The following is a 12,894-nucleotide window of genomic DNA, read 5'->3' as shown; positions in this document are numbered from 1 at the left end:
GAGTCCCTAGTTGTCTGATCGTGAGTACATGGAATTCGACGTCGTCATCGTCGGCGCCGGCCCTGCCGGCCTGTCCGCCGCCTGCCGGCTCAAGCAAAAGGCCGCCGAGGACGTGCGGGAAATCAGCGTATGCGTGGTCGAGAAGGGCTCCGAAGTGGGCGCCCATATCCTGTCCGGCGCGGTGTTCGAGCCGCGCGCGCTGAACGAACTGTTTCCCGACTGGAAGGCCCTCGGCGCCCCGCTGAACACGCCGGTGACCGGGGATGACATCTATTTCCTCAGGGACCAGGAACGGGCCGTCAAGGTCCCGGGGTTCCTGGTGCCCAAGACCATGCACAACGAGGGCAACTACATCATTTCCCTGGGCAACCTGTGCCGCTGGCTGGCGCAGCAGGCCGAGGCCCTGGGCGTCGAGATCTACCCGGGGTTCGCCGCGCAGGAGGCGCTGATCGACGAGCGAGGGGCGGTCTGCGGGATTCTCACCGGCGACCTCGGCGTCGACCGCGACGGCCAGCCGAAGGACGGCTACTACACCCCCGGCATGGAACTGCGGGCCCGCTACACCCTGTTCGCCGAGGGCTGCCGGGGACATATCGGCAAGCAGCTGATCGCCCGCTACCAACTCGACCGCGACGCGGACGCCCAGCACTACGGCATCGGCATCAAGGAAATCTGGGACATCGAACCCTCCCGCCACCGCCCCGGGCTGGTGGTGCACACCGCCGGCTGGCCGCTGTCGACCCTGGGCACCGAGAACACCGGCGGCTCGTTCCTCTATCACCTGGAGAACAACCAGGTGGTGGTCGGCCTGATCGTCGACCTGTCGTACCGCAACCCGCACCTTTCGCCGTTCGACGAGTTCCAGCGCTACAAGCACCACCCGAAGGTCAGCCAGTACCTGCAGGGCGGCAAACGCGTGGCCTACGGTGCCCGCGCCATCTGCAAGGGCGGCTACAACGCGCTGCCGAAGATGGTGTTCCCCGGCGGGGCGTTGATCGGCTGCGACCTGGGCACGCTGAATTTCGCCAAGATCAAGGGCAGCCACACCGCCATGAAGTCCGGCATGCTGGCGGCCGAGGCCGTCGCCCAGGCCCTGGCCGCCGGGCGCGAGGGTGGCGACGAGCTCGACGGCTATGTCGAGGCCTTCAAGGCCAGCTGGCTGCACGACGAACTGCTGCGCAGCCGCAACTTCGGCGCGGCGATCCACAAGTTCGGCGCGGTGATCGGTGGCGGCCTCAACTGGCTCGACCAGAACGTCTTCGCCGGCAAGGCGCCGTTCACCCTGCGCGACAACACCCCCGACCATGCCAGCCTGAAGAAGGCCAGCGACGCGGCGCAGATCGACTACCCCAAGCCCGACGGCAAGCTCAGCTTCGACAAGCTGTCCTCGGTGTTTCTCTCCAGTACCAACCACGAGGAGGACCAGCCGGTCCACCTCCGGCTGCGCGACCCGGACCTGCCGATCAGCCACAACCTGCCGCTGTACGACGAACCCGCGCAGCGCTACTGCCCCGCCGGTGTGTACGAGGTGGTGGGCGACGCGGATTCGGGCCAGCGCCTGCAGATCAATGCGCAGAACTGCGTGCACTGCAAGACCTGCGACATCAAGGATCCGGCGCAGAACATCACCTGGGTCGCCCCTGAAGGCAGCGGCGGCCCGAACTATCCCAACATGTAATCGACCGGGGCGCCTTTTGGCGCCCGACGAGGAGCGCGGCACATGACCTTCGACACCCTGATCCTGGAAAGACACGACAACGTTGCCCTGGTCCGGCTCAACCGGCCGGAAGCCTACAACGCCCTCAACGACCGCCTGATGGACGAGCTGACCGCGGTGCTGGACCAGCTCGAGGCGGACGATGGCATCGGCGCCATCGTGCTGGCGGGCAGCGACAAGGCCTTCGCGGCCGGCGCCGACATCAAGATGATGCGCGAGTGGGACATGATGGACGTCTTCAAGCGCCAGTTCATCACCGCCAACTGGGAGCGCACCGCGCGCTGCCGCAAGCCGGTGATCGCCGCGGTCAGCGGCCTGGCGCTGGGCGGTGGCTGCGAGCTGGCGCTGATGTGCGACCTGATCATCGCCGCCGAAAACGCCCGTTTCGCCCTGCCGGAAATCACCCTGGCGACCATTCCCGGCGCGGGCGGCACCCAGCGCCTGACCCGAGCGGTGGGCAAGTCCAAGGCCATGGAAATGATCCTCGGCGCACGCCCCATGCTGGCCGAGGAAGCCGAGCGCTGCGGGCTGGCCAGCCGCGTCGTGCCCCTGGCCGAACTGGTGCCGCAAGCCCTGGAACTGGCCAGCCGGATCGCCGGCTTCTCCCAACCGGTGGTGGCCCTGGCCAAGGAATGCGTGAACCGCGCCTTCGAGAGCAGCCTGAGCGAAGGCATCCTCTACGAACGCCGCATGGCCTACGTCACCTTCGGCACCGAGGACCAGAGCGAAGGGCTGGCGGCCTTCGTGGAAAAACGCGCGCCCCAGTTCAAGCATCGCTGACAGCCGACGGAGCCTGCCATGTCGAACCACGATCCGGCCCCGATCAAGGCCATTCGCTACGCGGACTATCGCTTCGAAGTCCCCTTCCTCGACCACCTGGACGTCCTGGTGGAGGTGCACCCGGAAACACCGACCCTGGTGGTCGACCTGCAGCGTCATCACCTCAATGGCGGTGGCCAGGCCCACGGCGGCCTGATGATGACCCTGCTGGACATGGCCATGGCCGCGGCGACCCGGCCCCTGTGCAAGGAGCCGGGCTTTTACGTCACCGTTGAAATGAAGAGCAACTTCCTGCGCCCCGGGGGCGGCACCGGTGGCCGCCTGCGCGCGCGGGGCACGCTGCGCCATGCCAGCCGGACCCTGGCATTCTGCGACGGCGAACTGCTCGACCACGATGGACGGCTGATCGCCACCGCCAGCGGCACCTTCAAGTTCGTCCCGCGTGCCATGGGCGCCGATGCACCGGCCAGCGCCGCCTCCGGCGAGTCCCATCGATGAACGCGCACGCGCCCTCGCCACTGACCGCCGCGCAGCTGCGCACCGTGGTGCTGGCCAACCCGTTCAATCACTGGCTCGGGCTCGACGTGCTGCGGCTGGACGAGCGCGAGATCGAGCTGCGCGTGCCTGGCCGCGCCGAGTTCATCGGCACCCAAGCCCTGCAGCGCGTGCACGGCGGGATCATCGGCAGCCTGGTGGACACCGGCTGCGGCTACGCGGTGATGGCCGCCACCGGCCAGGGCGTGAGCACCGTCAACCTGCAGGTGGACTTCCACCGCGCCGCCAGCCTCGGCGAGCTGCGCGTGACCGGCCGCCTCCTGCACCGGGGCAGCCGGATCTGCAGCGCCGAAGCCTTCATCCATGACGCCGAGGGCCTGCTGGTCGCCAGCGGCCGCGGCACCTTGTACATCACCCGACACCTCCATCCGGCCCTGGCCGGTACCGACCAGCACCTGGAGACTCCCGATGCGTGACGCCTTGTTCAAGACCCGAATCACCGAAATGCTCGGGATTCGCCATCCCATCCTCTGCGGCGGCATGGGCCCGCGGGTGTCCGAGGCCGAGTACGTCGCGGCGGTGGTCAATGCCGGCGGCATGGGCTTCATCGTCGCCGCCGGTTTTCCCGACCCGGACGAATTCCGCGAGCAGTTGCGCCGCTGCCGCCAGCTGACCGCCGGCAAGGGCTTCGGCGTCAACCTGTACATCTCCCGGCAGGCCGGCGGGGTCGAGCGGCTCAAGCAGCAACTGGCGATCGTCGCCGAGGAAGGCGTGCTGTGCGTCGAGACCGCGGGGGCCAGCCCCGAGGCCGTGCTGCCAGTCCTGCGCGACGCCGGAATCAAGGTCCTGCACAAGGTGCCGGCGGTGCGTTATGCGCATACCGCAGCGCGACTGGGGGTCGACGCGGTCATCGTCGTCGGCAACGACTGTGGCGGCCACCCCGGCATCTACGGGATCGGCAGCATGGTCCAGGCCGCCCGGGCCCCAGAAGAGATCGCCCTGCCCATCATCATCGGCGGCGGCATAGGCAGCGGGCGGCAACTGGCCGCGACCCTGGCGATGGGTGCCGACGCGGTGCTGATGGGCTCGCGCATGCTGGTTTCCCGCGAGCTGCAGATCCACCCGGACTACAAAGCACAGGTGGTGCGCGGCGACGGCAGCGAAAGCATCATCGTCAAGACCGGGCTGCGCGATCACCACCGGGTCCTCAACAACGACAGCGCCAAGGCGGTCGCGGCCCTCGATGCCGCCGGCGCCAGCGACTTCGAGCTGTACCGCCCGCACGTGGGCGGAGCGCTGGCGACCCAGGCCTACGCGAGCGGCGACAGCTCGCTGGGCATGCTCGACTACGGGCCTGCGGTGGTGTTCGCCGATGCCGTCAAACCGGTGGAAGCGATCTTCGACGAGATGCTCGACGATGCCCGCCAGGCGCTGCAGCGTCTTGGCCAACTGAGCGGCCAGGCCTAGGTGCGCCGCTCATGAAGCTCTCGGGGATAGAGGTACTGGACTTCTCCCAGTTCATGCCCGGGCCGACTCTGGGCGCAACCCTCGCGGACCACGGCGCGCGGGTCAACAAGGTCGAACCGCCGGCCGGCGATCCCGCCCGGCGCGATCCTGCGGGGCCGGGGGATTTCCTCGCTGCCTGCAACCGCGGCAAGCAGAGCCTCTGCCTGGACCTCAAGCATCCGCAAGGACTGCGCGTGGCCCTGGCCCTGGCCGCTCGCGCCGATGTGGTGGTGGAATCGTTCCGCCCCGGGGTAGCCGAGCGACTTGGCCTGGGCTACGCAGCGCTGTCCGCGCTCAATCCGCGCCTGGTGTACTGCTCGCTGACGGCCTTCGGCCAGACCGGTCCGCTGCGCGACCTTGGCGGGCATGACAGCGTGGTCCAGGCGCTGGGCGGTTCGCTGCCAAGGGCCGCCGATGGCACCCCGGTCACCGGCGGCGTGCCCGTCTCGGCGCTGGTCGGCTCGCTGACGGGCCTCGCGGCGATCCTCATGGCCCTGTTGCGCGCAAGGGAGAGCGGGGTCGGCGACTACCTCGATATCGCCCTGCACGACAGCCTGCTCAATGCCCGGCCCTATGCCCTGCGCCGGGCGCTCGGCCAGGCGCACGACACCGCGATGCCCGCCCAGGAAGACCTGGCCATGCTCGGCGCCTACCGCTGCGCCGATGGCCAGTGGCTCTGCCTGGGCGGTCGCGAGCTGCATTTCTGCCGTCGGCTGTTCACGCCACTGGGACGGCCCGACCTGATTCCCTGCGCCGTGGGACCTGTCGGCCGGGACCAGCAGGTCGTGCGGGATTTCCTCGAGCGTACCTTTGCCAGCGACAGCCGCGAACACTGGTTGGGCTGGCTGGACGCTCATCAGGTCAGTGCGGCGCCGGTACTGGATCTGGGCCAGGCGCTGCGACACCCGCACGTGCAGGCCCGGGCGATGTTGCTCGAGGACGAGCAAGGCGCCATGCATTACGCCGGCGCCCTCAGGTTCCGCAACGAACCCTGCATCCCCGATCTCCATGTTCCGCGGCTGGGAGAGCATAACGACCTGCTCCTCGCGGAACTGGGCCTGGACGCGGACGCCCGTGACGCCCTGTACCGGTCAGGCGCGCTGGTCCGTGCCCCTGAAGAGGACGACGCGCGTGGCCGCCCGCCCCTCGGGCGGTGACGGCACCGCCTCGACAAGACGAACATCGCCCACACTGAAGAACGCACCCATGACCATGCTCCTGACTCAAAGCAACCTGGACCTGAGCGCCCTGATCCGCCCGGGCGACACCGTGATGTGGGGACAGGCCAACGCCGAACCGCTGCCGCTGACCCAGGCACTGGTGGAGCAGCGCCATGCCCTGGGTCGCCTGCGCCTCATGCTGGGCATCCCGAACAGCGACAGTTGCCGCCCGGAACACGCCGACAGCCTGGATTTCGTCTCCTATTGCGGCAGCGGCGCCAACCGCCAGCTGGCCAAGGCCGGTGTACTGGAGATCCTGCCCTGCCACTACTCCGAGCTGCCGCGCATGATCCGCAGCGGCGCGCTGCGCATCGACGTGCTCATGCTGCAGCTCGCCCCGGCCGACGAACACGGCCGCTACAGCCTCGGCCTGGCCCACGAGTACCTGCTGCCCGCGCTGGAAACCGCGCGGGTGGTCATCGCCGAGGTCAACCAGGCCTGCCCCTGGACCTTCGGCGAGCGCTACCTCTACGAGGAAGACCTCGACGCGATCCTGCATACCGAGCGGGCGCCGCTACAGACCCCGGCGGTCGATCCCGGCCCGGTGGAACGCAGCATCGCCGAGCGGGTGGCCGGCCTGGTCGAGGACGGCTCGACACTGCAACTGGGCATCGGCGCAATCCCCGAGGCGGTGGTCCAGGCACTGGCCGACCACCGCGACCTGGGGGTGCATTCCGGCACCATCGGCGATGGCGTTGCCGCACTCATCGAACGGGGCGTCATCACCAACTCGCGCAAGACCCAGGACGCCGGGGTGACGGTCGCCGGGGTGCTCATGGGCAGCAGCTCGCTGCACCGCTTCGCCCACCGCAACTGGCTCATCCAGATGCGCTCCACCGACTACACCCACCACCCGCAGGTGCTCGCGGCCCACGACCGCCTGGTAGCGATCAATTCGGCCATCGAAGTGGACCTCACCGGCCAGATCAACGCCGAAAGCGTCGCGGGCAACTATGTCGGCGCCCTGGGCGGTGCGGTGGACTTCCTGCGCGGCGCGCACCGCTCGCGGGGCGGCCTGCCGATCATCGCCCTGCCCTCCAGCGCCGGCCAGAACAGCCGGATCGTCAGCCACCTGAACGGCCCGGTCAGCACGCCCCGGTGCGATGCCGGGCTGATCGTCACCGAATTCGGCGTCGCCGACCTGCGTGGCCTGAGTCTCAGGCAGCGGGCCCGCCGCATGATCGAAATCGCCCACCCCCAGTTCCGCGAACAGCTGGAACAAGCAGCCGCCGGCCTTTGAGCCGGCCCGTTGGAGAGACACCATGAGAAGAGCAGCAATAGTCGCCCCCCTGCGCACCCCGGTCGGTACCTTCGGCGGCAGCCTGCGCAGCATCACCGTCGAGGACCTCGGCGCCCAGGTCGTCAATGCGGTGCTGCAACGCACCGGCCTCGATCCTGCGCGCATCGACGACATCGTCTTCGCTCAGTCCTATGCCAACAGCGAAACCCCCTGCGTGGGCCGCTGGATCGGCCTGCAGGCCGGGCTTCCGGTCACGGTCCCCGGCATGCAGCTGGACCGCCGCTGCGGCGGTGGACTGCAGGCGGTGCTCAGCGCAGCGATGATGGTGCAGACCGGCGCCGCCGACGTAGTCGTCGCCGGCGGCGTGGAAAGCATGAGCAATATCGAGTACTACACCACCGACATGCGCTGGGGCTCGCGCTCCGGCAGCGTCACCCTGCACGACCGCCTGGAACGTGGCCGCGAACGCTCCCAGCCCGAAGCTCGCTTCGGCCATATCTCCGGCATGATCGAGACCGCAGAGAACCTGGCGCAGGACCATGGGATCTCCCGGGCCGACGCTGACGCCTTCGCCCTGCGCAGCCACCAGCGCGCGGCCCAGGCCTGGGCCGACGGTCGTTTCGACGCCGAGGTGGTGCCGGTCAGCGTGCCGCAGCGCAAGGACGAGCCGCTGCTGTTCAGTCGTGACGAAGGCATTCGTGCCGATGCCAGCCTGGAAAGCCTGGGCAAGTTGCGCTCGCTGTTGCCTGGCGGCACAGTCACCGCCGGCAACGCCAGCCAGCAGAACGATGCGGCGGCCGCCTGCCTGATCGTCGCCGAGGACAAGCTGGCCGAACTGGGCCTGGAACCCATGGGCTTCCTGGTGGGCTGGGCGGCGGCCGGCTGCGAGCCGTCGCGGATGGGCATCGGCCCGGTGCCGGCCGTGCAGCGGCTGCTGGCCAGGACCGGGTTGAAGCTGGAGCAGATGGACCTGATGGAAATCAACGAGGCGTTCGCCTGCCAGGTGCTGGCGGTGTTGAAGGGGCTGGAGTGGCAAGATACCGAGCGGCTTAACGTCAACGGGTCTGGCATTTCCCTTGGTCACCCGATCGGCGCCACGGGTGTGCGCATGCTGACCACGATGCTGCATGAGTTGCAGCGACGCCAGGGGCGCTACGGTCTGGAAACCATGTGCATCGGTGGTGGGCAGGGTCTGGCCGCGATCTTCGAGCGCAGTTGAACGAAAGCCCAGCCGCCGGCCCTGGTCCGGCGGCTGGGCTTTTTGGGTCCCGATGCCCTTGTCCTGTGCCGCGCCCAACGAAAAAGCCTGCCGAAGCAGGCTCTCGGAAGGACGCAGATCAGCAGCCCTTGAACACCGGTTTGCGTTTCTCGCGGAAGGCGTTGACCGCTTCCTGGTGATCCGCGGTCTGGTTGGAAAGCGCCTCATAGGCCAGCGATGCATCGATCACCGAGGTGACCACCTGTTTGAGGGCAATGTTGATCGACGCCTTGGTCCACTGGATGGCATTGGCCGCACCATTGGCCAGGCGGCTGGCCAGTTCCTGTACCCGGCCATCGAGCTCCTCCGGAGGCACTGCATAGTTGATCAGGCCGATACGCTCGGCCTGTTCGGCGGACAGCAGGTCCCCCGTCAACAGGAATTCCTTAGCCTTGGCGTAGCCGACCAGTTGCGGCCAGATGGCCGCCCCGCCATCACCGGCAACGAAGCCGACGGCCACGTGCGGGTCGCCGATCTTCGCCGGCAGCGCGGCATAGGAGATGTCGCTGAACAGGGCCAGGGTCGCGCCGAGCCCGATGGCGTGGCCGTTGATCTTGGCGATGATCGGCTTCTGGCAGTCGAGCATGGAGAACACGATCTGCTTGCCGCGACGCATGCTGTCGACGAAACGCTGCGGCTCGTCTATGACCCGCTGCATTTCCTCGATGTCGCCGCCCGCGCTGAAGGCACGCCCCGCGCCCGTAAAGATGATCACCCGGGTCAGCGGGTCATGGCCGGCGTCGATGAACACGCGGGCCAGTTCCTTGTCCATGTCGTCGTCGATCGCATTGAGCGTTTCGGGACGGTTGAGCGTGATCGTCAGTACACCGTTGTCGCGCTCGAGCTTGAGCGCCTGGTAGTTGGAAAAGTCCATCAGTTGCCTCGTTCCACGTTATAGGGGTTACGGCACTTGCCGCGGCTCAGATCTCGACCATCTGGAAATCGCCCTTGGCCGCACCGCATTCGGGGCACGCCCAGTCGTCGGGGACGTCCTCCCAGCGGGTGCCTGCCGGGATGCCTTCATCGGGCCAGCCCTCGGCTTCGTCGTAGATGAATCCACAGAAAAAACACTGCCACTTCTTCATCGCTCGCTCCCCGGGCGTCAGGCCACGTGCCATTGCAAAGGCAGGTGGAGCATGCCGTTGACCATGCCGGAGGCACAGCGCGGTTGCTCACCCGCCTTGATCTCGAATTCGGGAATGCGCTTGAGCCACTCCTGCAGGAACACCTTGATTTCAGTGCGTGCGAGGAAGGAGCCCGGGCAGCGGTGCGGACCGTTGCCGAAGGCGGCATGCACCACCGGCTTGCGGCCCAGGTCGATGTCCATCGGGTTGGCGAAACGCCGCTCGTCCAGGCCGAACAGGGCGTTGGGCACCTGGATCTGGTCGCCCCGCTTGAGCCGCACGCCATTGAACGCCGTGTCCTGCACCACCACCCGGGCGGTGTTGGTCACGCCGTGGCGGCGGATCAGTTCGTCGACGGCGGTGAGGATCAGCTCGGGCTCCGCCGCCAGGCGCCGGCGCTCGACCGGATGTTCGGCAAGGAAGCGGCAGATGAAGCTCATCATGGCGGCGACGGTGTCCAGGCCGCCGAACAGCACCACGATCATCATCCCGAACATGCGCTCGGGGGAAATCGGCTGCCCGTCGATCCTGGCGTTGACGATCAGGCTGATCAGGTCGTTGCCCGGGTTGCGGGTGCGTTCCTCCACCCACTTGCCGATATAGCCCATCAGCATGCCCTGGGAGCGCTGGCGTTCCTGCAGGTCGCCCCGCACCGACAGCTCGGCCATTTCCAGCAATTGCAGGCGGTCGTCCTGGGGCAGGTCCACCAGGCGCAGGAAGATGACGATCGGCAGCATCTTGGCGAATTCGCCGACGAACTCGCATTCGCCACGGGCCTTGAAGCCTTCGATCAGCTCGATGGTCAGCGCCCGCACATCCTCCTCCATCGAGGCGATGGCCTGGGGCAGGAAGGACGGGGTGATCAGCGTCCGGTACGCCGCGTGCTCCGGCGGATCCAGCTCCAGGGGTACCAGTTGCACGTCCTCGCTGCGCGGCACGGTGACCCGGACATGGGAGAAACGCGCCGCATCCTTCTGGATCGTCTCGATGTCCTGGGCCCGGGTGGCGATCCAGTGACCACCGTTGTAGGGCGACCAGACCACGTCCGGGCCGTCGTGCAGGGTCTTCCAGGCGGCGTGGACGTCGGTTTCGGCACCGGGTGGGTGCATGAAGTCGAAGTCCACCACGCGGTCGGCGGGGACATGGCCGGGAACGACCCAGTGTGCGGGATAGCTCATTGCAGGCTCCATGGAGGGAAATCATTTCCCTCTTATTGTTGTTTTAGGAACATCGTTCGCATTTTTGTACAACACGAGCCGCCACGAATCAACCCGGGGGCTGATCTCGCGACGGCCCGCAAGGGCTCAGACCGGGTCCCAGGTGAAGACCTCGCCGGAGCGTTCGACCGGGATGAACGAGCCCTTGAGCGCCGGCATGCCATGCTCGGCCAGGCTTTCCGCGGTCCAGCCCTCGGAGCGCTGCACCGAGCGGATCGGCCGCGGCTGGCTCATCAGGAAGATTTCGTTGTTGCGCACCGCGAACACCTGGGCATTGACCTCCGCCGCCCGGTCACTGGCCAGGTAGACGCAGATCGGGGCGATCTTGGCCGGGGTCATCTGCTTGATCTTCTCGACCCGGGCCTGCTGCTCCGGGGTGTCGGTCGGAATCGCACCGATCATCCGGCTGTAGGCGAACGGCGCCACGCAGTTGGAGCGCACGTTGAATTTCTGCATGTCCAGGGCGATCGACTTGGACAGCGCCATGATCCCCAGCTTGGCGGCGTTGTAGTTGGCCTGGCCGAGGTTGCCGATCAGGCCCGAGGTGGAGGTCATGTGGACGAAGCAGCCCGCTTCCTGTTCCTTGAAGTAGTTCGCCGCCGCGCGACTGACGTAGAAGGAACCGTAGAGGTGGACCTTGAGCACGGCGTCGAACTCTTCGGCCGTCATCTTGTGGAAAAAGCGATCGCGCAGGATGCCGGCGTTGTTCACCACGCAGTCGATCCGGCCGAACTGCTGCACCGCCTGCTCGACCATGCGCGCGGCGGCGGCCGGGTCGGACACGCTGTCGGTGTTGGCCACCGCCTGGCCGCCGGCCGACAGGATCTCGTCGACCACGCGCTGGGCCGGGCCGACATCGACCCCTTCGCCCGAAACCGAGGCGCCGACGTCGTTGACCACGACCTTCGCGCCCTGCTGCGCCATCTGCAGGGCGATGTCGCGCCCGATACCGCCACCGGCCCCCGTTACCAGGACCACCTTGCCTTCAACCATCGAACCCATCTCAAAGCCCCTCGATCAAGAGATACACCGTCCGAACGGACGACGCTCTGCCGCAAGCCCGTCTACTACGCTGACGGCAAGCGGCAATCCGCGATCATAACCATGAACGCTGTTCCCATATAAAAACAGCTGCTAGCATGAAGATCAACCCCGCAGGTGCCTGATGGGTCGTGGGGTCCGTTCGGGGACTGAACGGATCTACCAGGGCTTCACTGGCTGGCAGGGCAGCGGAATGCAATTACTAGACGATAAATTCTAAACGTCATTTGATATACTGCACGACATTCGCGCCAGCGATGGACGCGACCCTTTATTCCCGCCCTTCTCAAACATTGGGATATTTCATGAAAAACAGGGAAAACGACGTGGATGCCGTAGAAACGACACCTCCGCTGGGCCCTCGCTCGGTGACCCGCATCCTCGGACTGTTCGAAGTACTGGCCAAGGCCGGCGATGGCATGTCGCTCGCGGAACTGAGCAGCACCCTCGAAACCCCCAAAAGCAGCCTGTTGACCCTGCTGCGGCCGCTGGTCGCCGAGGGTTACCTGAGCCACGGCAACAACCGCTACCGCCTCGGCCCCTTCATCTACCGGCTGGCCGGCAATATCCTGGCGACGCGCAATTTCCCGAAACTGATGCGCCCCTACCTCGAGGAACTGGCCTCGAAAACCGGAGAGAGCGTGTATCTGTCGGTGATCGATGTCGAATCGCAGATGGTCACCCACATCGATGGCATCGACTCGCAGAATCCGGTGCGCTACGTCTCGCCGCTGGGTGCGCCGCGCCCCCTGCACTGCACTGCCCCCGGCCGTCTGCTACTCGCCTACCAGGACGAGAAGGTCCAGGAGCACTACCTCAAGACCGCCAAGCTCAAGGCCATGACCTGGCGTACGGTCACCGACCGCAACACGCTGAAGAAACAGCTCAAGGAAATCCGCGACAGCGGCGTGTCCATCAGCATCAGCGAGCTGAGCGAAGGTGCGGCCGGTATCGCCGTCCCGGTATTCGACACCGACGGCTCGGTGGCGGCGGCCCTGGTGATCGCCGCGCCGGCCGAACGCATGCAGCACAAGCTCAACGAGCTGCGCGCCGTGCTGGTCGAGGCCGCTTCCGACGCGTCCGGCCAGTTGAACAACTGACGAGCAGCCCCCGACGCGGTCGTTGCCTTCGAGAACCTGACGTCTCCAGGTAACGGCCGGGCGGCCTAGCGATACACCGACTCCTCCTGCGCTCCCAGGCATTTCGCCTGATCCCGATCGAGCCAATCCCGCCGCTTAGCGACGGCGACGCCTGCCGCCCTTTCCGCCATTCCCCGCTCCAGCAGCGCGGCGTCCT

The 12,894-nt window shown here is 67.1% G+C and carries 13 protein-coding genes; 9 read left to right on the top strand and 4 right to left on the bottom strand.

The window, feature by feature from the left end; genetic code table 11:
- Positions 1-28 precede the first annotated feature (28 nt).
- Genes ACPFMA_RS13065 through ACPFMA_RS13030 form a run of 8 tightly spaced genes read left to right on the top strand, consistent with a single transcriptional unit; the run spans position 29 to position 8,177 of the window.
- Positions 29-1,678, top strand: a complete 1,650-nt coding sequence (locus ACPFMA_RS13065; RefSeq protein ID WP_425930596.1) for an electron transfer flavoprotein-ubiquinone oxidoreductase — start codon at positions 29-31, stop codon at positions 1,676-1,678.
- Positions 1,679-1,720: 42 nt separating this feature from the next.
- The gene (locus ACPFMA_RS13060; RefSeq protein ID WP_064301398.1) at positions 1,721-2,497 is read left to right on the top strand and encodes an enoyl-CoA hydratase; all 777 of its coding nucleotides are present in this window, start codon (positions 1,721-1,723) and stop codon (positions 2,495-2,497) included.
- An 18-nt stretch (positions 2,498-2,515) separates the two neighbouring features.
- Positions 2,516-2,995 (top strand): PaaI family thioesterase, encoded by a 480-nt coding sequence (locus tag ACPFMA_RS13055; RefSeq protein WP_064301399.1) that lies wholly within the window; start codon positions 2,516-2,518, stop codon positions 2,993-2,995.
- On the top strand, positions 2,992-3,468 hold the full coding sequence (locus tag ACPFMA_RS13050) for a PaaI family thioesterase (RefSeq protein WP_064301400.1): 477 nt from the start codon (positions 2,992-2,994) through the stop codon (positions 3,466-3,468). Before ACPFMA_RS13055 ends, ACPFMA_RS13050 begins: the two co-directional genes overlap by 4 nt.
- A complete protein-coding gene (locus ACPFMA_RS13045; RefSeq protein WP_064301401.1) occupies positions 3,461-4,459 on the top strand; it encodes an NAD(P)H-dependent flavin oxidoreductase in 999 nt (332 codons plus the stop codon). Before ACPFMA_RS13050 ends, ACPFMA_RS13045 begins: the two co-directional genes overlap by 8 nt.
- 11 nt (positions 4,460-4,470) lie before the next feature.
- Positions 4,471-5,655 (top strand): CaiB/BaiF CoA transferase family protein, encoded by a 1,185-nt coding sequence (locus tag ACPFMA_RS13040; RefSeq protein WP_425930440.1) that lies wholly within the window; start codon positions 4,471-4,473, stop codon positions 5,653-5,655.
- Between the two features lie 49 nt (positions 5,656-5,704).
- A complete protein-coding gene (locus ACPFMA_RS13035) occupies positions 5,705-6,958 on the top strand; it encodes an acetyl-CoA hydrolase/transferase family protein (RefSeq protein ID WP_425930439.1) in 1,254 nt (417 codons plus the stop codon).
- Between the two features lie 22 nt (positions 6,959-6,980).
- Positions 6,981-8,177 carry an acetyl-CoA C-acetyltransferase gene (locus ACPFMA_RS13030; RefSeq protein ID WP_425930438.1) on the top strand — a complete coding sequence of 399 codons (1,197 nt, stop codon included), beginning with the start codon at positions 6,981-6,983 and terminating at the stop codon, positions 8,175-8,177.
- A 118-nt stretch (positions 8,178-8,295) separates the two neighbouring features.
- Here ACPFMA_RS13030 and ACPFMA_RS13025 read toward each other — a convergent pair whose 3' ends face one another.
- The 4 genes from ACPFMA_RS13025 to ACPFMA_RS13010 form a co-directional block, all read right to left on the bottom strand.
- On the bottom strand, positions 8,296-9,090 hold the full coding sequence (locus tag ACPFMA_RS13025) for an enoyl-CoA hydratase/isomerase family protein (RefSeq protein WP_425930437.1): 795 nt from the start codon (positions 9,088-9,090) through the stop codon (positions 8,296-8,298).
- A gap of 46 nt (positions 9,091-9,136) precedes the next feature.
- Complete coding sequence (locus ACPFMA_RS13020; RefSeq protein ID WP_201164793.1) at positions 9,137-9,301, bottom strand: rubredoxin; 165 nt, start codon at positions 9,299-9,301, stop codon at positions 9,137-9,139.
- A 17-nt stretch (positions 9,302-9,318) separates the two neighbouring features.
- Positions 9,319-10,518, bottom strand: a complete 1,200-nt coding sequence (locus ACPFMA_RS13015; protein ID WP_425930436.1) for a cytochrome P450 — start codon at positions 10,516-10,518, stop codon at positions 9,319-9,321.
- Positions 10,519-10,644: 126 nt separating this feature from the next.
- Entirely contained in the window at positions 10,645-11,559 is a 915-nt protein-coding gene (locus ACPFMA_RS13010) for an SDR family NAD(P)-dependent oxidoreductase (protein ID WP_205884571.1), read from the bottom strand.
- A gap of 344 nt (positions 11,560-11,903) precedes the next feature.
- On the opposite strand from ACPFMA_RS13010, the gene ACPFMA_RS13005 reads away from it, so the two are divergent.
- Positions 11,904-12,698, top strand: coding sequence for an IclR family transcriptional regulator (locus ACPFMA_RS13005; protein WP_201164796.1), 795 nt, complete (start codon positions 11,904-11,906; stop codon positions 12,696-12,698).
- Positions 12,699-12,894: the final 196 nt, after the last annotated feature.

It is taken from the genome of Pseudomonas sp. NyZ201, assembly GCF_049860765.1.
Taxonomy (GTDB): Bacteria; Pseudomonadota; Gammaproteobacteria; order Pseudomonadales; family Pseudomonadaceae; genus Aquipseudomonas; species Aquipseudomonas bharatica.
Note: the sequence above shows the minus strand (reverse complement) of the source record. Positions and strands in the feature narration are given on the sequence as shown.

Coding starts and splice junctions, on each gene's coding strand:
- ACPFMA_RS13065 (WP_425930596.1), top strand. CDS start 29: ATGGAATTCGACGTCGTCATCGTCGGCGCCGGCCCTGCCGGCCTGTCC.
- ACPFMA_RS13060 (WP_064301398.1), top strand. CDS start 1,721: ATGACCTTCGACACCCTGATCCTGGAAAGACACGACAACGTTGCCCTG.
- ACPFMA_RS13055 (WP_064301399.1), top strand. CDS start 2,516: ATGTCGAACCACGATCCGGCCCCGATCAAGGCCATTCGCTACGCGGAC.
- ACPFMA_RS13050 (WP_064301400.1), top strand. CDS start 2,992: ATGAACGCGCACGCGCCCTCGCCACTGACCGCCGCGCAGCTGCGCACC.
- ACPFMA_RS13045 (WP_064301401.1), top strand. CDS start 3,461: ATGCGTGACGCCTTGTTCAAGACCCGAATCACCGAAATGCTCGGGATT.
- ACPFMA_RS13040 (WP_425930440.1), top strand. CDS start 4,471: ATGAAGCTCTCGGGGATAGAGGTACTGGACTTCTCCCAGTTCATGCCC.
- ACPFMA_RS13035 (WP_425930439.1), top strand. CDS start 5,705: ATGACCATGCTCCTGACTCAAAGCAACCTGGACCTGAGCGCCCTGATC.
- ACPFMA_RS13030 (WP_425930438.1), top strand. CDS start 6,981: ATGAGAAGAGCAGCAATAGTCGCCCCCCTGCGCACCCCGGTCGGTACC.
- ACPFMA_RS13025 (WP_425930437.1), bottom strand. CDS start 9,090: ATGGACTTTTCCAACTACCAGGCGCTCAAGCTCGAGCGCGACAACGGT.
- ACPFMA_RS13020 (WP_201164793.1), bottom strand. CDS start 9,301: ATGAAGAAGTGGCAGTGTTTTTTCTGTGGATTCATCTACGACGAAGCC.
- ACPFMA_RS13015 (WP_425930436.1), bottom strand. CDS start 10,518: ATGAGCTATCCCGCACACTGGGTCGTTCCCGGCCATGTCCCCGCCGAC.
- ACPFMA_RS13010 (WP_205884571.1), bottom strand. CDS start 11,559: ATGGGTTCGATGGTTGAAGGCAAGGTGGTCCTGGTAACGGGGGCCGGT.
- ACPFMA_RS13005 (WP_201164796.1), top strand. CDS start 11,904: ATGAAAAACAGGGAAAACGACGTGGATGCCGTAGAAACGACACCTCCG.